The organism is Sphingomonas sp. PAMC 26617, from assembly GCF_000242835.1.
Classification (GTDB): Bacteria; Pseudomonadota; Alphaproteobacteria; order Sphingomonadales; family Sphingomonadaceae; genus Sphingomonas.
In genome coordinates, this window is sequence record NZ_JH594425.1 from 2,470,185 (window position 1) to 2,489,251 (window position 19,067).

Genomic DNA, 19,067 nt, shown 5'->3' on the forward strand with positions numbered 1-19,067 from the left:
GCCACGATATGGGACTACAGACGCTGAACCTAGACCGGGACGATCTCGTCGCCGCTGCCGACGCGACCGCGTCGCGTGCCGCCGCCGCGCTGGCGGGGCGGCAGAAAGACGACGGCCATTGGGTGTTCGAACTTGAGGCGGACGCGACGATTCCGGCGGAATATGTGCTGCTGCGGCATTATCTCGGCGAACCGCGCGATGCCGAGATCGAGCGCAAGATCGGTGTGTACCTGCGCCGGATCCAGTCGGCGGCGCATCACGGCTGGGGGTTGTTCCACGGCGGCGCGTTCGACGTCAGCGCGAGCGTGAAGGCGTATTTCGCGCTCAAGATGATCGGCGACGACGTGGATGCGCCACACATGGCGCGCGCGCGGGCGGCGATCCACAAGGCGGGCGGTGCTGCCGCGGTCAACGTGTTCACGCGGATCCAGCTCGCGCTGTTCGGTTGCGCGCCGTGGCGTTCGGTGCCGACCTTACCGGTCGAGCTGATTTTGCTGCCGCGCTGGTTCCCGGTGCATCTCTCCAAGATGTCCTATTGGGCGCGCACCGTGATCGTGCCGTTGCTGGTGCTCGCGGCGAAGAAGCCGGTCGCGCGCAACGCTTCGGACGTGCGGGTCGACGAGCTGTACACCGCGAAACGCGCGAAGCTGACGAGCAAGGCGGCGGGGACCAAGGCGCACTGGACGACCTTCTTCAACGGGCTCGACGTCGTTCTCAAGGGTGTCGAGCCACTATGGCCCAAGGGCACGCGGCGGCGCGCGGTCGAGGCGTGCGTCACCTTCGTGACCGAGCGGCTGAACGGCGAGGACGGGCTGGGCGCGATTTACCCGGCGATGGCGAACAGCGTGATGATGTTCGATTGCCTGGGCTATCCCGAGGACCATCCCGCGCGGGCGGTGGCGCGGCGGTCGGTCGAGAAGCTGCTCGTGATCAAGGATGACGAGGCCTATTGCCAGCCGTGCGTCTCGCCCGTCTGGGATACCGCGCTCGCGGCGCATGCGATGCTCGAGGCAGGGGGCGAGGATGCCGAGGCGCGCGCGGCGGCGGGGTTGGCGTGGCTGAAGCCGTTGCAGGTGCTCGACGTCAAGGGCGACTGGGCGGACGAGAAGCCGGACGTCCGGCCGGGTGGCTGGGCATTCCAGTATAACAACGCGTATTATCCGGACCTTGATGACACCGCCGTGGTGGTGATGGCGATGGACCGGGCGGTTCCTTTTAGCCCCTCCCCCTCGGGGGAGGGGTTGGGGTGGGGCCGTGCAGCGCAACCGACGTCGGGGCAAGGTGAGACGTCCCCACCCCCAGCCCCTCCCCTGAAGGGGAGGGGAGAAGAGAGTGCAGTCCCTGCTCTAAAAGCGAGCGGCCCCTCGTACGACCACGCCATCGCCCGCGGCGTCGAATGGACCGTCGGCCTGCAGAGCAAGGACGGCGGCTGGGGCGCGTTCGATGCGGACAACAGCTATCACTACCTCAACAACATCCCCTTCGCCGATCACGGCGCGCTGCTCGACCCGCCGACCAGCGACGTCACCGCGCGCGTCGTGTCGATGCTCGCGCAACTCGGCGAACCGATCGACAGCGTGCGGATGCAGGCGGCGATGGGCTTCCTCGAGAAGGAACAAATGCCCGACGGCAGTTGGTTCGGCCGCTGGGGGGTGAATTACATATATGGCACCTGGTCGGTGCTGTGCGCGCTCAATGCTGCCGGGATCGATCCCAAGCATATGATGATGCGCAAGGCGGCGGACTGGCTGATCCATATCCAGAACCTCGACGGCGGCTGGGGCGAGGACTGCGACAGCTACGCGCTCGAATACAAGGGCTACACGCCAGCGCCGTCGACCGCGTCGCAGACCGGTTGGGCGCTGCTCGCGCTGATGGCGGCGGGGAAGGTCGATCACCCGGCGGTAGAGCGCGGTGTGCGGCACCTGATCGCGACGCAGGACGGCGAGGGGCTGTGGGGGCAGGAGATGTACACGGGCGGTGGTTTTCCGCGCGTGTTCTACCTGCGGTATCATGGCTATCCGGCGTATTTCCCGCTGTGGGCGGTGGCGCGATATCGAAATTTGAAACGCTCGAACAGCGCGCGCCCGGCGTTCGGGATGTGAGCGTGCTCGTCGCCTGCGGGCTGGTGCGCGAGGCTCAGATTATCAAACGCGTTGGGGTGATCCCGTGCGTTGGAGGAGGGCAAGCCGCGGGATTGGAGAACACGCTCGAGGATATAATCACTGCCTTCGCCAGTGAAGGCTATGCATTTAGCGCCTTGCTGTCGTGCGGAGTGGCGGGGGCGCTCGACCCGGCGTTGCGCGCGGGGGATGTGGTGGTGGGAGAACTCCACACCCAGCGCTTCCCCGGCGAAGGCCGGGGCCCAGTAGAGATGTCGAATGGTGCCGCGGACAGCGCGCGGTTACAGCCACCTTCGCTACTGGGCCCCGGCCTTCGCCGGGGAAGTAATCTTGTTGAATGGCTCGCCCGCGCCGTACCCGGCGCGCATCGCGGCACGATTGTCGGCGCAGACAGCATCATCGCTTCCGTCACCGAAAAGACCGCACTCTACGCGAGCACAGGCGCAATTGCGGTCGACATGGAATCGCACATCGCCGCGCGCGTCGCCGCCCGCCACCACCTGCCGTTCGCGATCGTCCGCACCATCTCCGACAGCGCAGACCACGCCCTCCCGCCCGCCGCACTTGTAGGAATGAAACCCGATGGCGGCGTCGCACTCGGCGCGATTCTCGCCTCGCTTGCGCGGAACCCCGCGCAGCTTCCCGGGCTGATCCGCACTGGCCGGGATGCCGGTGCGGCGTTCAGCGCATTAGGCCGCGCGCTGGGTGCGCTTGAAGCCCTCGGGATCGGCCGCCTTGATCTTCGCGAGCTCGCGCTCGACGTGTAGCGAGTGGACGTCGGTCGACTTGCGCGCGTGGCTCAGGTCGATGTCGGGCGCCATCGGCCCCTCGGTCTTCACGCCCTTGCGGCCGATATTGAACATCTTGAGTGGATGCCGGATCGAGTCGCTCGCAGCCGTACCCTCGAACCCGCAATGGACCATGCAGTTCGAGCACTTCTCATACTTGCCGACGCCATATTGATCCCAGTCGGTGCCCTCCATCAGCTCGGAGAACGTATCGACATAGCCTTCGCCGACGAGGTAGCACGGCTTCTGCCAGCCGAAGACGGTGCGCAGCGGCATCGACCAGGGCGTGCACTCATACGTCTGGTTGCCCGCGAGGAAATCGAGGAACAGCGGCGAGTTGGTGAAGGTCCACGCCTTGCCGCCATCGCCCTTGCGGAACACGTCGCGGAAGAAGTTCTTGGTCCGCTCGCGCGTCAGGAAATGCTCCTGGTCGGCGGCGCGCTCGTACGAATAGCCCGGCGAGATCGTGATCTCGACGCCGCGCTTCTCCATCTCGTCGAAGAAGCCCGCAAGCCGGGTCGAATCCGCGCCGTCGAACACGGTGCAATTGACCTGGACGCGGAAGCCCTTGGCCTTGGCCATCTCGATCGCCTCGATCGCGACCTCATAGGTCCCGGCCTGGTCGACCGCATGGTCGTGCATGCCCTTGTCGCCATCGAGATGGATCGACCAGGTGAAGTAGGGCGACGGCTTATAGTCGTCGATCTTCTTCTTCATCAGCAGTGCGTTGGTGCACAGGATGACGAACTTCTTCTTGGCGATATAGCCCTCGACGATCTTGGGCATGTCGCGGTGGAGCAAGGGCTCGCCCCCCGCGATCGAGACCGCGGGCGCGCCGCATTCGTCGATCGCGTCCATGCACTGGTCGAACGACAGGCGCTGGTTGAGAATCGCGTCGGGATAATCGATCTTGCCGCAACCCGGGCATGCGAGATTGCACCGCAGCAGCGGCTCGAGCATCAGGACGAGCGGATATTTGCCGCCCTTGATGTGGTTCTTGAGGGTATAGGCGCCGATGCGCGCCAGCGGGGCGATGGGGAGGCTCATATCGGCTCCTATGCGCTGATTACAGCAGCTTGGGTAGGGGTGACCACGTCGCGCAACTCGCGCGGCAGGCCGAACTGGATCGATTCGTCGACACCGTCGAGCTGGCTGACCTCGACCGGGCCGAGCTGGCGCAACGCGGCGATCACGCTGTCGACGAGCTCGTCGGGAGCGGATGCGCCAGCGGTTAGGCCGACGCGCTCGATCCCGTCGAACCACGCCGGGTCGATCGCGCTGCCGTCGGCGACGAGATAACTCGGCAGGCCTTCGTCCGCGCCAAGATCGCGCAGGCGGCTCGAGTTCGAACTGTTTTCCGACCCAACGACGAGGATCAGGTCGGCGACCTTGCACAGGTCGCGCACCGCGCTCTGGCGGTTCTGCGTCGCGTAGCAGATTTCCGATACGTCCGGGCCGATCAGGTCGGTGAAGCGGTTGCCCAGTGCGGCGATGACGCCACGCGTATCGTCGACGCTCAGCGTCGTCTGCGTGATATAGGCAAGCGGCGTATCGAGCGGCAGGTCGAGTGCCGCGACGTCCGCCTCGGTCGAGACGAGATGAACCTCGGCATCCACCTGGCCGCGCGTGCCGATGACTTCGGCATGGCCCTCATGGCCGATCATCACGATCGACCGCCCCGCCTTGGCGTAGCGGCGCCCCTGCAGGTGCACCTTGGTCACCAGCGGGCAGGTCGCGTCGAACACGGGGAGGTTGCGGCGCTTTGCCTCTTCCTCGACCGTCCGCGCGACGCCGTGTGCGCTGAAAACAGTCATCGCGCCCTCGGGCACTTCGTCCAGATCCTCGACGAACACCGCACCCTTGCCGCGCAGCGTATCGACGACGTGGCGGTTATGGACGATCTCGTGCCGGACATAGACCGGGGCACCGTAGCGATCGAGCGCGCGTTCGACGATCTCGATCGCGCGTACGACGCCAGCGCAGAACCCGCGCGGGTTGGCGAGAATCACTTGCAAGCAAAAACCTTTCCGTCCGCCTTCTCGGCGACAAACCCAGGAATGACGTCATAGGCCAACACGCCCGGTCTGTCGCGCACACCCCCAGATAGATATTCTAATCGCACTGCAACATATGGCAAAGCTGGAAATTCGTGAAGAATTTATCATGTTAGGCGGCGGCACGGGTATTTGGCGGTTATCGGCGAACGGTCCGTAACGTTCATCGGCGCTACAGCCGTTTGTGCTAGCGCCCTCGCGGTGTTACCGCCCGCGCACGGTTTCGCGGGGGTTTGGCACCATATCCCGCAAGGAGTTCTTGATGACTTTCTCCCTTCGTTTCGCGCTGCTCGGTGCCGCACTGTCGGTCGCCGGGCCTATCGCAGCACCCGCTGCGGCGCAGACCGCCGACCCGGCCCGCGCGCAGGTGCAGACGCTCGACGACGGGCTGATCGCGATCATGAAGGGCGGCAGCAGCCTCGGCGCGTCGGGCCGCGCGAGCAAGATCGGCCCGGTGGTCGACCAGACGTTCGACATCCCGTTGATCACGCGCCTGTCGGTCGGCCCCGACTGGGTCAAGGTTGCGCCGGCGGACCAGACCGCGCTGGTCGCGGCGATGCGGTGGATGACGGTGGGGCAATATGCGACCAATTTCAGCAGCTGGTCGGGCCACACGATCACGATCGACCCGCGGATCGAGACGCGCGGTGCGGACAAGCTCGTTCGCACCACACTGTCGGCACCCAAGGACGAGGCCGTCCCGATTGCCTACCGGCTGCGCCAGAGCGGCGGCAAGTGGCGCGTGATCGACGTCTATTATCGCAACGCGATCAGCCAGCTCGCGACCCGCCGCGCGGATTTCGCGAGCGTCTTCGCCAAGGGCGGCGCCAAAGCCCTGATCGCGCACCTCGACGTGCTGGCGACCAAGAGCGGCCGCTAACCATCGTGCGGATTCGGGGGGGAAGCAGCGTTCTGGCGCTTGCGATCGCACTGGTCGCCACACCGGTCGCGGCGGGTGGGATACCGTTTCAGGCGCCCGCCGTCGCGCCGGCGGGTGCGACGGCGCTCGCCCCCGCACCCGCCGGCGACACAGGGACTCCGCCGGCCGGGGCGTCGGAGCGCGCGCGGCATCACCGGACCAAGGGCGATCCGCTCGAAGGGTTCAATCGGGTGATGTTCTCGATCAACCAGGTGTTCGACCGAATCCTGTTCCGGCCAGTGGCGATGGCCTATAAGACGGTGGTGCCCAAGGTCGCACGCAAGGGCATCCGGCACTTTTTCTCGAACATCGGCGAGCCGCTGGTGTTCGCCAACGACGTGCTGCAGCTGAAACCCCGGCGTGCGGTGCAGACGCTCGGGCGGTTCGTCGTCAACACCACGGTCGGGGTCGGCGGGTTGCTCGATGTCGCCAAGACGCAGGACTTCCGCCTGCCGCACCGCGACAACAGCTTCGGCGATACGCTTGGCCATTATGGCATCGGCCCCGGGCCGTATGTTTTCCTGCCATTCTTCGGACCGACCGATTTCCGCGATCTCGGCGCGGGGATTGCCGAAAGCCAGACATTGCCCTTCACGATCGGAACGCCGTTCGATCGCGCGGAATATCGCGTTTCCGAAGCGGTGCTGACCGGGCTCGACCTGCGGGTCGAGGCGGACGGCGAACTGAAGGCGTTGCTGGCCGGGGCGGTCGATCCGTATGCGACGCTGCGCTCGTCGTATCTCCAGGACCGCGCGGGGCGGGTGGCCGCGACGCATGGGACCGCCGGGACCGGGGCAGGGGCGCTGGCCGATCCGCTGGCCGATCCGCTGGCCGACCCGCTTGCCGATCCCGCCAGTGGTGCGTCGTCGAGTGAGCCCGCAACCGGCGCGGCGACGACCGATCCCCTGGCGGACCCGCTCGCTGATCCCGCGACGGGCGCGGCGAACCCGGCGCCTTCGCCATCGCAGACCGCCGATCCGCTTGCCGATCCGTTGCAGGACCCAGCCGCAAGCGCCGCGCCAGCGACCCCGCCGCGCTAATCCCGCGCACCCGTCACCCCGAGGACGTCCGGGGGCGTGTGACTATGCGTCAACGCGGGAGCGCCAGCGGCGATCAGCATGACGGCCACGGCCTGCGCGAGACCTTTGCACACAGAGCTGCCGTCATGCTGAACGTGTTTCAGTATCCACCGTGCAGCAGGCCCAGTCCGGACTCGCGGAGGGCTGAATCTCGAAACACGTTCAGGATGACGGACGGCTTGAAAAAACGCTCGTGATGGCGGGGTGACGGGAGGGGCAGTCGCGCAACCTTCGCAGGCATGATCACCGCCGATGTCAGGCCCTCACGCCCTTTTGCGCGGCGGCCCCAGCAGTGCTGGCTCGAAGATCAGCGCGCACACCAGCGTCCACGCCAGCGAGATCATCAGGATCTTCCCCATGCTCGCGGTACCCGGATGGTGCGACAGCCACAGGCTTCCGAACGCGCTCCCGGTCGCGAGCGCGCTGAACAGGACCGCGCGCGCGAGGCTGGACTGCAACAGGTCGGTCGCGCCGCCGCGCCAGGCCATCACGAAATAGATGTGGAACGCGACGCCCACGCCGAACAGCAGCGGGAAGGCGATGATGTTGGCGAAGTTGATCGGCTGCCCGATCAGCACGCAGCTCCCCAGCGTCAGGAATCCCGACAGCACCACTGGCGCGAGCGTGAACGCGACCTCGCGCACGTCGCGCAACACCACGAACAACAGCACGCTGACCAGTGCAAGCGCGAGGATCCCCGCCTCGACGAACGCCCAGGCGACCGTCTTCGCGGCTTCCTGCGTCGCGACCGGCAGGCCGCTCGCGGTCGGCGCGACGGAGCGGACCGCGGCGGTGAAGCGGCGAAGCACCGCATTGTCGTTGCTGTCGCCCTTGGGGAAGACCTGCACCAGCGCGCGACCGTCCTTCGCAACCCAATTGCCCGCGATCTCGGGCGGCAGGGTCTCGCGTGTCACCGCCTCGGCCTGAAGCGCCGAGCGGATCTGGTCGAGCATCGTGCCGAGCGGCGGGACGAGCAACGTCGTCGCGGCGGTGCGGAGCTTGGGCGTGCCCGCCGCAAGCCGCTCGAACGCGGTTGCAAGTCGGTTCGCATCGGCGGCGGCGGTGCCCGCATGCGCGGCGGCGGCGGCGCGGAGGTCGCTCGCGGTCTTGCGCAAGGCGGCTGCGTTGTCGGCATCGCCCGGCGCGGCGGCGAGATCGAAGGGATTGATCGTCGCATCCAGCAACAAGGATGCATCCTGGATCAGCGCAAGCTTTGCGTCCTGCTCCTGCGGGACATAGCCGTCGACCGAGACCGCCTCGGCGACTTCGGGCAGCGCCGACAGCTTGGCCGCGAGGGCCTTGGCGGCCTGTGCGTTGGGGGCGAGCACGTTGATCGTGTTGGGGGTGCGGAGCGGATCGCGCATCAGGTCCACGAGCGCACGCATCGCCGGGCCGTCCCTGGCGCGCAAGTGGAGCGGGTTGAAGTCGAACTGGACGAACGGGAGCAGCGCGATGCTCCCCGCCATCGACAGCGCGAACGCCCACAGCACGGTCTTGCGATGCGTATGGAGCCAGCGGTCGAGCGGCGCGGCTTCGGCGAAGCCGACCTCGCGCCGGGGCGCACCAGGCTTGAGCAGCATCAGCAACGCCGGGAGCAGGGTGACGCTCGCCGCCAGCGCCACGAGCATCCCAAGCCCCGCGATGATCCCCAGTTCGGCGATCCCGACATAATCCGTCGGCAGGAAAGCGCCGAACCCGAGGAACACTGCGCCGGCGGCAAGCGCCAATGGAGCCCCCAGCGCACTGGCCGCGCGTTCGAGCGCCGGACCGGTGGTGGCACCCTCCAGCCGCTCGGCGTTGAAGCGTACCGCGATCTGGATGCCGAAATCGACACCGAGCCCGACGAACAGCGGAATGAACGCGACCGAGATCAGGTTGAGCGCGCCGACCGCGAGCAGCCCGAGCGCGGTCGTGACGACCAGCCCCGCGACGATCGTCAGCAGGATCGCCGCGACGATCTTGGCCGAGCGCACCGCGAACCAGAGCGTTACCAGCATCGCCAGCGCCATTACCGCACCGACCCAGCCGATATTCTCCTCGAGCGTCGCGAACTCCTCGTCCGCGAGCGGCACCTCGCCGGTCGTGCGGACGGTGACGCCATGCGCCGGATCGAGCCCGAGCTTTGCTGCCGCCGCGACGATCGCGCCGACCGCGTCCTCGCCGGGCTGGAGCGCGCCGTAATCGAGCCGCGGTTGTGCGAGGATTAGGCGGCGGCGCGGCGGCGCGGTCTGGCCGGTGCCCGCGAACAGGTCCTGCCACGAGAAATACGCCGGTTTCCCCGCCGCCGCGGCATTCAGCGCATCCGCCATCGTCCGCATCGGTCGCGCGATCCGCGACAGCGGAATGTCGCCGCGCTCGACCCCGGTCAACATCGTCGAGAACGCCCCCGCGACCCCGCGCAGCGACGGGTCGCTTGCAAGCGGGCCCAGCAGCGGCTGCGCGTCGATCAGTGCCTTGGTCGAGGCGCGGACTTCGGCGACCGAGCCGAACATCAGCCCCTCGCGGTCGAACCAGGGCCCGCCATCAGGACGCTGGATGCTGCGAAAATGCTTCGCGTCGGCGGCGAGCGCGGTGGTGAGCTTCGCCGTCGCGGCCTCGGACAGTTCGGGAGTCTTGCCGTCGACGACGACGAGCAGCACGTCCTTGAGCTGCGGAAACGCCTGCTCGACCGCTTTCTCCTGCTGCCGCCATCCGATCGTGGGGGAGATGAGCGCCGCGGTATCGGTGGTCATCGCGAAATGGCCTGCGGCATAGACCATCGCGCCAGCGACGAGCGCCAGACACAGGCCGAGAACCGCGAACGGCGCGCGCACGCCGAACGCGACGAGCCGTTGAAGCAGGCGTGCGATCATCGTTTAGGGCCGTGCCGTCGGGGCGTTGGGCCCCATGAAATAGCGCAGCTTCAGCCGGATCGTGCGGTCCTGCCCGTCATAGTCGAACACCGCCTCCTCCCATTTGGGCGGGGACATGCGGATCTTGGCATCGTTCGAGAAACCGACGCCTTCTTTGGGTATGCCGAACAGCGCGCGGTCGATCTTGCCGTTGCCGTTCTGGTCGTAATAGACCTGCACGGCATAGCGACCGGGCTTGAGGTTGCGCAGCGTGACGGTCGTCAGCCCAACGCGCGCCGGGCTGTCCGCCGAGACCGGGCAATCCTTGAGGAACTGCGCCTGCGTGCAGAGATCGACATGGACGCGCCCGGTTTGCGCGCGGACATTGTCGACCTGGACGTTGAGCGTGCCGGGCGACGGTGCCGCGCCGATCGTGAACGGCGCGAGCGGGAGGAAGGGCAGCGCGCGAAGCGGGGAGGGAAACCGAGTCATCGCGCGGCTCTAGCCGGGATTCCGCCCGAGATTAAGGCCGCATCCGTTAGCGCCTGTGGCGGGTCAGGCGAAGATGTCCGACAGTTGGTCGACCTGCGGGCCATCCTTCCAGTCGCGCAGCTCGACATAGAGCGACGTCTGGATCGCCGCGACGACCGCGGTGCTGACCGTCGTCGACAAGGCGGTCAGCACTGACGACAGCGTCCCGAACGCGGCGACACCGGCCCCCGCGACGGGGAGCCCCGTCACCGCGACGGTGACGATCCCGACCGCCGCGATCAGGACATAATAGAGGACGAGCATCACCAGCCCGATCCCGAACACGTTCCAACGCGCGCCGCGCGTCAGGAAGCGGCTGCGTCCGAACGCCTCGAAGATGCCGGTGCGCTCGATCACCAGAGCGGGGACCGCAACCGCCCAGGCGAGATACAGGAGAATTCCGGGGACGATGAAGAACGCGAAACCCAGCATCAGCCCAAGCCCGAGCAGGATCCCGAGCGCGAGCAGCGGGAGCGCGTAGCGCGCGCCGGTGGCGACGCAGGCGCCGAAGCTGACGGTGCGGTGGTCGCTATGCGCGATCGTCGCGCGGACGAGCCCGCCCTGCGCGAGCTGGGTCAGCACGAAGCTGGCAAGGTAGATCCCGCCCATCACCGAGGCGTTGGTGATGTAGTCGCGGGTCGGGCCACTGCCGGCCTGCGACAGGTTGAGCAGCGCAATCGGCAGCGCGCTGAACAGGAACGCGATCCCGAACATCGTCACGGCATGCGCACCGAGCGCGGCGAACGCGCGGTTGAAGACCCGGCCGATCGACATGCGGCGGTCGGACAAGGAAGCTGCGCTGGCCATGGAATACCCCCCGGTGTGACGGGACAGACCCTGACGCGGGATGCGGGACGGAGCAAACGGATTCGATGGTGGTGGCGGCGATCGCACCGAACGCAAATCCCATTTTGCCGTTTGCGCGCATCCCCGGTTGCTTTAGGCTCACCCCCGTAGCGCCAATTGCGGCCCAGGGGATGCCAAGTGAGCGGGGGAACAGCGCAAAACGCCGCCGCCGCCAGCGACCGGTTCGCCGCCGCGCATGCCGCGCTCAAGGCAGATCCGCAGGTGCAGTTCACGCTGTCGTTCGCGCCCGCACGGCCCAAGCCGCCCGCTTGGATCGAGCAGGTGCTGCACTGGCTCGCGAAGGTGCTCGAGCCCGTCGCGCGCCTGCTCGGCTGGATCACGCGCCAGATGCCGGCGGCACCCTATGCCCGGATCTTTCTGTGGACCTTGATCGCGGGCCTTGCCGTACTGTTGCTGTGGGTCGTCTATCAGCGGATCCGCCACGGCGAATGGCGCTGGCCGACCCGCAAGCGCGCACGTCAGGCTGCGGTGGTAGAGAACGATCCCGACTGGCAACCCGAATCCGCCCCGGCGCGCGCGTGGCTGCGTGAGGCGGATGCGCTTGCGGCGGAGGGGCGTTATGCCGAGGCGGTGCATCTGCTGCTGATCCGCTCGGTCGACGATATCGCGCGGCGACGCCCGCGTGTGGTGCGGCCGGCACTGACGGCGCGCGAGCTTGGCGCTGCCAACGCGGTGCCGCCCGCCGCACGCGGACTGTTCGCCGGGATCGCCGCGCTGGTCGAGCGCAGCCTTTTCGGCGGGCGCCCGGTCGATGCGGGCGAATGGGCCGCCGCGCGCACCGCTTATGCCGACTTCGCCCTGCCGGGGACGTGGCGCGAATGAGCGACGTGCCGGTTACCGACGGAGAGATGCGCGGCGCGTTCGACGTCCGCACCGTCGCGATCCTGATCGCGGTCGGGATCGTCGCGTTTCTGGGGATGGTGGTGCTTGGCGCTTACGCGCCCGAGTTGCGCTCCGGGCGCAACGGCGGCGCACATGCGCTGTCCACCGCCGCGACCGGGTTCAGCGGGATCGTGACGCTCGCGGGCGCGACCGGGCGCAACCCGCAGGTCGTCCGCAATCCGAACGCGCTGTCCACCGAGAACCTCGTCGTGCTGACCCCGGAGCGCGCCGCGACCGACATGACCAAGGTGCTCGCGCTGCGCCGGGTCAAGCCGACATTGGTAGTTCTGCCGAAGTGGAGCACCACTCCCGATCCGCGGCATTCCGGCTGGGTCAATTACGTCGCGTTGCTTCCGGTGCGCGAGCCAATGGGGGTGCTCGCCCCGCAATATCCGCTCAAGGTTACCCGGTATCGCAGCGGCGGCCGACCGCTCGTCGCCTTGCCGTGGATGCCGCCATCGCTACGCTTCGCTGCGCCTCGCCCGCTCTATACCCTTGCGGGACCGGGGGTGCGGCCGTTGCTCAGCGATGCGGCGGGGCATGTCGTGCTCGCCCAGATCGGGCAGGGGCCGCTCTATGTCCTCGCCGATCCCGACCTGCTCTCCAACATCGGGATGCGCGATGCCGCGCAGGCGCGCGCTGCGCTCGACCTGCTCGACTGGCTCAATTCGACCGGCGCGGACGGGATCGTGTTCGACGTGACGCTCAACGGGTTCGGGCGCTCGCCCAGTCCCTTGAAGCTCGCGTTCGACCCGCCGTTCCTCGCGATGACGCTGACGCTCGCGGCGGCGTTGCTGCTCGCAGGCATTCAGGCGACCGCCCGGTTCGGCCCGCCGCGGCGGCGCCCGCGCGCGATCGCGTTCGGCAAGACCGCGCTGATCGACAATGCCGCCGCGTTGGTGCGCAAGGCGGGGCGGCAGGGCGGTCTGGGCGAGCGCTATGTGCAGGTCGTGCGGGATCGCGCGGTCGGCGTGTTCGGCGTGCCCACGCGGCTGCGCGACGGTGCGCGCGACGGCTATCTCGACGGGCTGGCGGGGCGCGCGCGCTTCTCCACGCTTGCCGAAGATGCGCGCAGCGCCCGGCATCCGGGCGACATGCTCGCGGCGGCGCAGGCGCTGCATCACTGGTTATGGGAGAAGACACGGTGACGGTAGACGATGTGCGCGACCTCGCGCAGACGATCCGGCAGGAGATCGGCAAGGCCGTGGTCGGGCAGGAAGCGACCGTCGACATCTTGCTGGTCGCGCTGTTCTCGGGCGGGCATGTGCTGCTCGAAGGCCCGCCGGGGACCGCCAAGACGCTGCTCGCACGGACCTTCGCGCGCGTGGTCGGGCTCGATTTCGGACGGATCCAGTTCACCCCCGACCTGATGCCCGGCGACATCATCGGCGCGAACCTGTTCAACTTCCAGACGAGCAGCTTCACCCTGACGCGCGGGCCGATCTTCACCGATCTGCTGCTCGCGGACGAGATCAACCGCACCCCGCCCAAGACGCAGGCGGCGCTGCTCGAGGCGATGCAGGAGCGCACCGTGACGATCGACGGGGAGAGCCTGCCGCTCGGCGCACGGTTCATGGTGGTGGCGACGCAGAACCCGATCGAGCAACAGGGCGTCTATCCCTTGCCCGAGGCGCAGCTTGACCGGTTCCTGTTCAAACAGACGGTCGATTATCCGTCGGCGGCGGAGGAACGCCGGATCATCGCGGCGCACGGCGCGCACCAGCAGGCGATGGCGCCCGAGAAATGGGGCGTGGTCGCGCGCGCCGACGCGGGCGTGATCGAAGCGGGCGTCGCGACCGTTGCCGGCGTGCGGCTGGCGGATGAGGTGATCGACTATATCGCGGCGCTGATCCGGGGGACGCGCGGCGTCGCCGATCTCGAGAGCGGTGCTTCGCCGCGCGCGGGTGCGATGCTCGCGGGCGCGGCGCGGGCGCGGGCGGCGCTCGACGGGCGCGACTTCGTGATTCCCGACGACGTGAAGGCGCTCGCGCCCGCGTTGCTGCGGCATCGGCTGATCCTGTCGCCCGCCGCCGAGATCGACGGGCGGACGGTCGAGGATGTCGTGACCAACATCATCGAGACGATCGAAGCGCCGCGGTGAGGGGAGGCGGCCTGTCTCACGCGAGGCGTACATGATCTACCCGACTCGCCTGGCGGTGCTGGCGGCGGCGGCGGGGGCGCCGGTCGCGTTGCTGATCGGCGTGCTGATTCCCGGGCGCTGGTACGCCGGGCTGGCGTGGCCGCTGGCGGTGCTGCTGCTCACCGCAATCGACGCGGCGACGGGCGTGCGCCGGGCAAACGCAAAGATCGACGCCCGCAGCATCGTCGCGGTCGGCGAGACGATCGACGCGACCGTCACCGTCACGCTCGAAGGGCGCGACCCGCCGCGCAGCGCGGAGGTCGCGCTACTGGTCAACCCGCTGTTCGCGACCGACGACGATGCGCGCGCCCGCGTCGGCCTGCGCGACGGCAAGGGTGCGGTGTTGCTCGCGCTGACCGCGCTCCGACGCGGGGCCGGGCGGATCGAGCGGGTCTGGGTGCGCTGGCCGGGGCGGCTCGGGCTGGTGTGGCATCAACGCAGCATCGCCGCGGATACGCGTGTCTTGATCCTGCCCGATATCCGCTTGCTCAAGGACAAGGGTGCCGAGATCTTCCGCCGCCACGCGATGGAGGGGCTGCTCACGCAGGTCGATCGCGGCGACGGGACCGATTTCGATGCGCTCGTCGAATACCGCTCGGGGATGGACCGGCGCGCGATCGACTGGAAGCAATCGGCCCGCCACAGCAAGCTCCACGCCAAGGAATATCGCACCGAACGCAACAACCAGATCGTCTTCGCAATCGATTCGGGGCGGCAGATGTCCGAACCGGTCGCAGGCGTGCCGCGGATCGACCGCGCGGTCTCGGCGGCGCTGCTCACCGCCTGGATCGCGCTCAAGCTCGGGGATCGCGTTGCGCTGCATGCGTTCGATTCGCGTCCGCGGATCGCGAGCGGGCTGGTCTCGGGGATGCCCGCCTTCGCCAGCCTCCAGCGGCTTGCCGCCGACATCGACTATAGTGCCGAGGAAACGAACTATACCTTCGCACTGACCACGCTCGCGACGCGGTTGACGCGGCGGTCGATGATCGTGCTGTTCACTGAATTCACGGATCCGACCAGCGCCGATTTCCTCGTGCGCGCGGCGATGCGGGTCGTGAAGACGCATCTGCTGCTGGTCGTCGTGCTGCGCGATGCGGACGTCGAGGCGATCGCCGACCGCGCGCCCGCGACCGCGGACGACGTGACGCGCGCGGTGACGGCGGCTGCTTTGCTGCACGATCGGCGGATGGTGCTCGCGCGGCTCGAACATCTCGGGGTGCATGTGATCGAATCCGAACACGACCGGGTCGGCGAGCGGCTCGTCGCGGGCTACGTCGCGCTCAAACGGAGGAACCTGTTGTGACTGCGTCCGCCCCCGTTCTCGTCAACGCCAGCGGCTTCCGCGCCGCGCACGCCGCCGAATGGGAGCGGCTCGATGCGATCGTCCGGCGGATCGAGAAGCGCTCGATCGGCGCCGTGCCGCAAGAGGATCTGCTCGCGCTGCCGTTGCTGTACCGGACCGCGCTGTCGTCCCTGTCGGTCGCGCGCGAGACCTCGCTCGATCGCGCGCTGGTCGACTATCTCGAGCAGCTCTGCACCCGCGCGTATTTCCAGATCTATGGCGTACCCGGATCGGCTTTCGGCCAGCTCAAGCGGTTCTTTACCCACGGCTGGCCGGCGGCGGTGCAATCGCTCTGGCGCGAGACGCTCGTCTCGTTCCTGCTGACGGTGGCCGGGGCGGTCGTCGGCTATCTGCTCGTGCGCGGCGATGCTGCGTGGTTCTTTGCGATCGTCGGCGACGGGATGGCGGGCGGGCGCGATCCGTCGGCGTCGGTGGAGGCGCTGCGCAAGACGATCTATGCGACCGAGCATCAGGATATGCTCGCGACGTTCGCGGCGTTCCTGTTCACGCACAATGCGCAGATCGCGATCCTGTCGTTCGCGCTGGGCTTTGCCTTCGCGGTGCCGACTGCGCTGCTGATAACGTATAACGGCCTGATGCTGGGCGCGTTCCTGGCGGTGTTCGTGCCAAAGGGGCTGGGCGTCGGCTTCACCGGGTGGATCATGATCCACGGCACGACCGAGGTGTTCGCAATCATCCTGTCGGGCGCGGCGGGGTTCCGGATCGGCACCGCGATCGCTTTTCCCGGCCGGCGCACGCGCGGCGATGCGGCGGTCGACGCCGGGCGGACCGGCGCCGTCGCGATGGCGGGAACGGTCGTGATGCTGTCGATCGCGGGGTTGCTCGAAGGGATCGGGCGGCAGGTGTTGACCGACGACGTGACGCGCTATGCGATCGGCGGCGTCATGCTCGCCGGCTGGCTGCTGTATTTCTATCTGCCGAGGAGCGCCGATGCGACGGCCCCGGCCTGAACACGCGTCGCTGCGCCGCCGTTTCGTCACCCCGGAAGGGGTGGATTTGCGGCTTGAACTCGGCACCGCCGGCGTTCGCCTCTCGGCGTTCCTGATCGACGCGGTCGCGATCCTGGCGATCCTCGTCAGCGCGACGATCGTGCTGCTGGTGCTGTTCTTTTCCCTGCATGGCGGTGGGCTTGCGATCATCTGGCTGCTCGGCAGCTTCGTGCTCCGCAACGGGTGGTTCACACTGTTCGAGATGGGCGGGCGCGGCGCGACGCCGGGGAAGCGGATGATGGGGTTGCGCGTCGTCGCACGCGACGGCGCGCGGCTGACCGGGGGTGCGGTGATCGCGCGCAACGCGATGCGCGAGATCGAGCTGTTCCTGCCGCTGACGTTCCTGGCGCAGCAGACGATGACGGGGCAGGCGGACGCGTTCGTGACGCTGTTCTCGCTCGGTTGGAGCGGAGTTTTCTTGTTCTTCCCGCTGTTCAACCGCGATCGGCTGCGGGTCGGCGATCTGCTTGCCGGAACCTGGGTGGTGCGGACGGTGGCGGACCGGCTTGGCGCGGATCTGGTCGCAGCCGAGCGGCCGAAACATCGCGTGTTTCCCGAGGCAGCGCTCGCGCTATACGGCGAGTTCGAATTGCAGACGCTGGAGGACGTGCTCCGCGTCGGGAGCGATGCGGCGATCGCAACGGTGGCGGCGACGATCCGACGCAAGGCGGACCTGCCCGACGATGGCGACGACCGCGGTTTCCTGACCGATTATTATGCCGCTTTGTGCGTCCGGCTGGAGCGCGGGCTGCTGGTCGGCCGGCGGCGGGCGGACAAGTTCGCGGGGGCGAAAGCCTCGAGCTGAGTTCTACACTAGCCCTTCCCCGGCGAAGGCCGGGGCCCAGGTGCGGAACGACAAAAAGCGCGGAATCCGCTTCGTATCACGACCTTTCCTATTGGGCCCCGGCCTTCGCCGGGGAAGCAACTTAGTGGAATTGGACGGGCCGGAACACCGGCGCGACGGCGTCGCACCGGTGTCCATCAGGCGACAGGATCAGCGCTTCTTGGCGTTCTGCCCCGACACGTCCGAAACCGCGCCACCGGCGGACTTCAGGTCCTTGCCTGCGCCGTTGACGGTGTTGCACGCCGACAACGAAACCGCTGCGACCGCAGCGAGAACGAAAAGCGACTTGGTCTTCATGATCGGTTCCTTCCTGTAAGTCGGGGCGCTCAGCCCTTGCGGGTGCTCATGCCGGTGACCAGCGCACCGAGCACGAAGCCGGCGACCGCGGTGATACCGAGCGCGAGCAGCGGGCTGTGCTCGACGGTTGCGCGAGTCGCGTCGATCGCGTCGCCATAGGCGCCTTCAATCTGTCCGGCGACCTTGCGCGCGGCGCCCGATGCCTCGACCGAACGGTCGCCCGTCAGCCGGCCGAACCCCTCTTCGATTGCGCCTGCGGTGTTCTTGATCCCGCCCGTAACCTGATGCGTATCCATGATGCTCTCCTTGAAAGATGGGGACGATAGAAAGTTCGGGAGCGACGGCCGCTGCAGGGCTACGCTACACGCGACGACCGCCGCTCCCTGCGCGCCCGGGGGGCCAGGCGCGCATCCGTTCCGCGCGGATCAGGCGCGGCGGACCTCCAGACCACGGCGGCGCGTTGCGGCCGCCCCGGCAAACCCTGCGGCACCCGCGCCGAGCAGCAGCGCGATGACGGCGGTGAACGACGTCCCGGCGGCGGCGCTGGCGCCTGCGTCGGCGGCGGACTTGGCGGTCTCGACCGTGCTGTCCTTCGCGGCGACGAACTGCGCCTTGGCGCGCGTTACCTGCGCGGCGGCCTCGGCGCGGGGAATCTTGCGCTGCGCGGCGACGATGTCGACGACGCGGGCCTCGGCCTGGTTACCTTCGGCGCCACCACGGGCCATCGCGGGCAACTGCTTGGCGACTTCCTTCTGCGCTTCCTGCGGGGTCATCTGCGCAGGGTCGGTCGGTGCGGTGTCGAGATAGGCGGCTGCCTGGTCCTGCACGTCGATCCCGGCGGCCTTGGCAACCGTCGGCGCGGTCGCGCCGATGCTCGAGCCCGCTGCGGTGGCGACTCCGCCGATCGTGCGGAACGTGCCGCCGATGATCGACCCGACCGCCGAAGTCAGCAGGTACAGCGTGATGATCAGCGTGACGCCCCAGATGACGAGCCCGTGGACGAAACCGTCGAACCGCTCGGTCAGACCGGCGAGGCGCGATGCGGCATAGCTGCCGGCACCCAGGGCGACGATCGTGCTGACCACCCACCACAGTGCGGCGCCGATGCCGAAGCCGCTTGCGCTCGGGGTCGAGCCGTTCATCGGATCGACCAGGCTCATCCCGATACCTGTGCCGAGCAGCCCGAGGACGATCTGGACCGCGATCGCGATTGTCACGCCGGCGAAGACCGCCTGCCACGACATCCGCGACCGGTGGACGACCGCGCCGACGGCGCGTTCGTGGGGAAGGAGGGGGTCGCCAGTGTGCGCCGGCTCGCCGTAAACATGTGCCATAGAATTTTCCTTTGTGGGGTGACGTC

Annotated in this window: 18 protein-coding genes; 10 read left to right on the forward strand and 8 right to left on the reverse strand. The window is 68.1% G+C overall.

Annotation, left to right across the window (positions count from 1 at the left end):
• Nucleotides 1-8: 8 nt before the first annotated feature.
• Together RH91_RS10895 and RH91_RS10900 are read left to right on the forward strand one after the other, a co-directional pair.
• On the forward strand, nucleotides 9-2,105 hold the full coding sequence (locus RH91_RS10895) for a terpene cyclase/mutase family protein (RefSeq protein WP_010162773.1): 2,097 nt from the start codon (nucleotides 9-11) through the stop codon (nucleotides 2,103-2,105).
• On the forward strand, nucleotides 2,102-2,890 hold the full coding sequence (locus tag RH91_RS10900; RefSeq protein ID WP_081469530.1) for a phosphorylase family protein: 789 nt from the start codon (nucleotides 2,102-2,104) through the stop codon (nucleotides 2,888-2,890). Before RH91_RS10895 ends, RH91_RS10900 begins: the two co-directional genes overlap by 4 nt.
• Here the strand turns inward: RH91_RS10900 and hpnH are convergent.
• Together hpnH and ispH are read right to left on the reverse strand one after the other, a co-directional pair.
• On the reverse strand, nucleotides 2,813-3,958 hold the full coding sequence (hpnH, locus tag RH91_RS10905) for an adenosyl-hopene transferase HpnH (protein ID WP_010162775.1): 1,146 nt from the start codon (nucleotides 3,956-3,958) through the stop codon (nucleotides 2,813-2,815). The two genes, RH91_RS10900 and hpnH, sit on opposite strands and share 78 nt — an antisense overlap.
• 8 nt (nucleotides 3,959-3,966) lie before the next feature.
• Nucleotides 3,967-4,926, reverse strand: coding sequence for a 4-hydroxy-3-methylbut-2-enyl diphosphate reductase (ispH, locus tag RH91_RS10910; RefSeq protein WP_029623778.1), 960 nt, complete (start codon nucleotides 4,924-4,926; stop codon nucleotides 3,967-3,969).
• 301 nt (nucleotides 4,927-5,227) lie between these two features.
• Here ispH and RH91_RS10915 point away from each other — a divergent pair, with 301 nt between their 5' ends.
• Both RH91_RS10915 and RH91_RS10920 read left to right on the forward strand, forming a co-directional pair.
• Nucleotides 5,228-5,845, forward strand: a complete 618-nt coding sequence (locus RH91_RS10915; protein WP_010162777.1) for an ABC transporter substrate-binding protein — start codon at nucleotides 5,228-5,230, stop codon at nucleotides 5,843-5,845.
• A gap of 5 nt (nucleotides 5,846-5,850) precedes the next feature.
• Nucleotides 5,851-6,924, forward strand: coding sequence for an MlaA family lipoprotein (locus tag RH91_RS10920; RefSeq protein ID WP_010162779.1), 1,074 nt, complete (start codon nucleotides 5,851-5,853; stop codon nucleotides 6,922-6,924).
• A gap of 302 nt (nucleotides 6,925-7,226) precedes the next feature.
• Here the strand turns inward: RH91_RS10920 and RH91_RS10925 are convergent, their stop codons facing one another.
• The 3 genes from RH91_RS10925 to RH91_RS10935 all read right to left on the reverse strand — a co-directional run bounded on the left by RH91_RS10925 (nucleotide 7,227) and on the right by RH91_RS10935 (nucleotide 11,132).
• Entirely contained in the window at nucleotides 7,227-9,815 is a 2,589-nt protein-coding gene (locus RH91_RS10925) for an MMPL family transporter (protein WP_010162780.1), read from the reverse strand.
• 3 nt (nucleotides 9,816-9,818) lie between these two features.
• The gene (locus RH91_RS10930) at nucleotides 9,819-10,286 is read right to left on the reverse strand and encodes a DUF2141 domain-containing protein (RefSeq protein ID WP_010162781.1); all 468 of its coding nucleotides are present in this window, start codon (nucleotides 10,284-10,286) and stop codon (nucleotides 9,819-9,821) included.
• 63 nt (nucleotides 10,287-10,349) lie between these two features.
• Entirely contained in the window at nucleotides 10,350-11,132 is a 783-nt protein-coding gene (locus RH91_RS10935) for a hypothetical protein (RefSeq protein ID WP_232283480.1), read from the reverse strand.
• A 177-nt stretch (nucleotides 11,133-11,309) separates the two neighbouring features.
• Here RH91_RS10935 and RH91_RS10940 point away from each other — a divergent pair, with 177 nt between their 5' ends.
• Genes RH91_RS10940 through RH91_RS10965 form a run of 6 tightly spaced genes read left to right on the forward strand, consistent with a single transcriptional unit; the run spans nucleotide 11,310 to nucleotide 17,371 of the window.
• Nucleotides 11,310-12,014, forward strand: coding sequence for a DUF4129 domain-containing protein (locus RH91_RS10940; protein WP_010162783.1), 705 nt, complete (start codon nucleotides 11,310-11,312; stop codon nucleotides 12,012-12,014).
• Nucleotides 12,011-13,222 (forward strand): hypothetical protein, encoded by a 1,212-nt coding sequence (locus tag RH91_RS10945; RefSeq protein ID WP_010162784.1) that lies wholly within the window; start codon nucleotides 12,011-12,013, stop codon nucleotides 13,220-13,222. The genes RH91_RS10940 and RH91_RS10945 overlap by 4 nt, the downstream gene beginning before the upstream one ends.
• Nucleotides 13,204-14,175: an AAA family ATPase gene (locus RH91_RS10950; protein ID WP_198283251.1), complete on the forward strand. Its 972-nt coding sequence runs from the start codon at nucleotides 13,204-13,206 to the stop codon at nucleotides 14,173-14,175. Before RH91_RS10945 ends, RH91_RS10950 begins: the two co-directional genes overlap by 19 nt.
• 31 nt (nucleotides 14,176-14,206) lie before the next feature.
• Nucleotides 14,207-15,517: a DUF58 domain-containing protein gene (locus RH91_RS10955; protein ID WP_010162786.1), complete on the forward strand. Its 1,311-nt coding sequence runs from the start codon at nucleotides 14,207-14,209 to the stop codon at nucleotides 15,515-15,517.
• Nucleotides 15,514-16,527, forward strand: a complete 1,014-nt coding sequence (locus RH91_RS10960; protein ID WP_010162787.1) for a stage II sporulation protein M — start codon at nucleotides 15,514-15,516, stop codon at nucleotides 16,525-16,527. The genes RH91_RS10955 and RH91_RS10960 overlap by 4 nt, the downstream gene beginning before the upstream one ends.
• Nucleotides 16,508-17,371: an RDD family protein gene (locus tag RH91_RS10965; protein WP_010162789.1), complete on the forward strand. Its 864-nt coding sequence runs from the start codon at nucleotides 16,508-16,510 to the stop codon at nucleotides 17,369-17,371. The genes RH91_RS10960 and RH91_RS10965 overlap by 20 nt, the downstream gene beginning before the upstream one ends.
• Nucleotides 17,372-17,560: 189 nt before the next feature.
• Here RH91_RS10965 and RH91_RS21645 read toward each other — a convergent pair whose 3' ends face one another.
• The 3 genes from RH91_RS21645 to RH91_RS10975 all read right to left on the reverse strand — a co-directional run bounded on the left by RH91_RS21645 (nucleotide 17,561) and on the right by RH91_RS10975 (nucleotide 19,041).
• Nucleotides 17,561-17,707: an entericidin A/B family lipoprotein gene (locus RH91_RS21645; RefSeq protein ID WP_010162790.1), complete on the reverse strand. Its 147-nt coding sequence runs from the start codon at nucleotides 17,705-17,707 to the stop codon at nucleotides 17,561-17,563.
• 29 nt (nucleotides 17,708-17,736) lie between these two features.
• The gene (locus tag RH91_RS10970; protein ID WP_010162791.1) at nucleotides 17,737-18,003 is read right to left on the reverse strand and encodes a CsbD family protein; all 267 of its coding nucleotides are present in this window, start codon (nucleotides 18,001-18,003) and stop codon (nucleotides 17,737-17,739) included.
• Nucleotides 18,004-18,132: 129 nt separating this feature from the next.
• The gene (locus RH91_RS10975; protein ID WP_010162792.1) at nucleotides 18,133-19,041 is read right to left on the reverse strand and encodes a hypothetical protein; all 909 of its coding nucleotides are present in this window, start codon (nucleotides 19,039-19,041) and stop codon (nucleotides 18,133-18,135) included.
• Between the last annotated feature and the right edge of the window lie 26 nt (nucleotides 19,042-19,067).

Excerpts from the sequence above, each read along its gene's own strand:
- RH91_RS10895 (WP_010162773.1), top strand. The coding sequence starts at position 9 with ATGGGACTACAGACGCTGAACCTAGACCGGGACGATCTCGTCGCCGCT.
- hpnH (WP_010162775.1), bottom strand. The coding sequence starts at position 3,958 with ATGAGCCTCCCCATCGCCCCGCTGGCGCGCATCGGCGCCTATACCCTC.
- RH91_RS10915 (WP_010162777.1), top strand. The coding sequence starts at position 5,228 with ATGACTTTCTCCCTTCGTTTCGCGCTGCTCGGTGCCGCACTGTCGGTC.
- RH91_RS10925 (WP_010162780.1), bottom strand. The coding sequence starts at position 9,815 with ATGATCGCACGCCTGCTTCAACGGCTCGTCGCGTTCGGCGTGCGCGCG.
- RH91_RS10930 (WP_010162781.1), bottom strand. The coding sequence starts at position 10,286 with ATGACTCGGTTTCCCTCCCCGCTTCGCGCGCTGCCCTTCCTCCCGCTC.
- RH91_RS10935 (WP_232283480.1), bottom strand. The coding sequence starts at position 11,132 with ATGGCCAGCGCAGCTTCCTTGTCCGACCGCCGCATGTCGATCGGCCGG.
- RH91_RS10945 (WP_010162784.1), top strand. The coding sequence starts at position 12,011 with ATGAGCGACGTGCCGGTTACCGACGGAGAGATGCGCGGCGCGTTCGAC.
- RH91_RS10950 (WP_198283251.1), top strand. The coding sequence starts at position 13,204 with ATGGGAGAAGACACGGTGACGGTAGACGATGTGCGCGACCTCGCGCAG.
- RH91_RS10955 (WP_010162786.1), top strand. The coding sequence starts at position 14,207 with ATGATCTACCCGACTCGCCTGGCGGTGCTGGCGGCGGCGGCGGGGGCG.
- RH91_RS10965 (WP_010162789.1), top strand. The coding sequence starts at position 16,508 with ATGCGACGGCCCCGGCCTGAACACGCGTCGCTGCGCCGCCGTTTCGTC.
- RH91_RS21645 (WP_010162790.1), bottom strand. The coding sequence starts at position 17,707 with ATGAAGACCAAGTCGCTTTTCGTTCTCGCTGCGGTCGCAGCGGTTTCG.
- RH91_RS10970 (WP_010162791.1), bottom strand. The coding sequence starts at position 18,003 with ATGGATACGCATCAGGTTACGGGCGGGATCAAGAACACCGCAGGCGCA.
- RH91_RS10975 (WP_010162792.1), bottom strand. The coding sequence starts at position 19,041 with ATGGCACATGTTTACGGCGAGCCGGCGCACACTGGCGACCCCCTCCTT.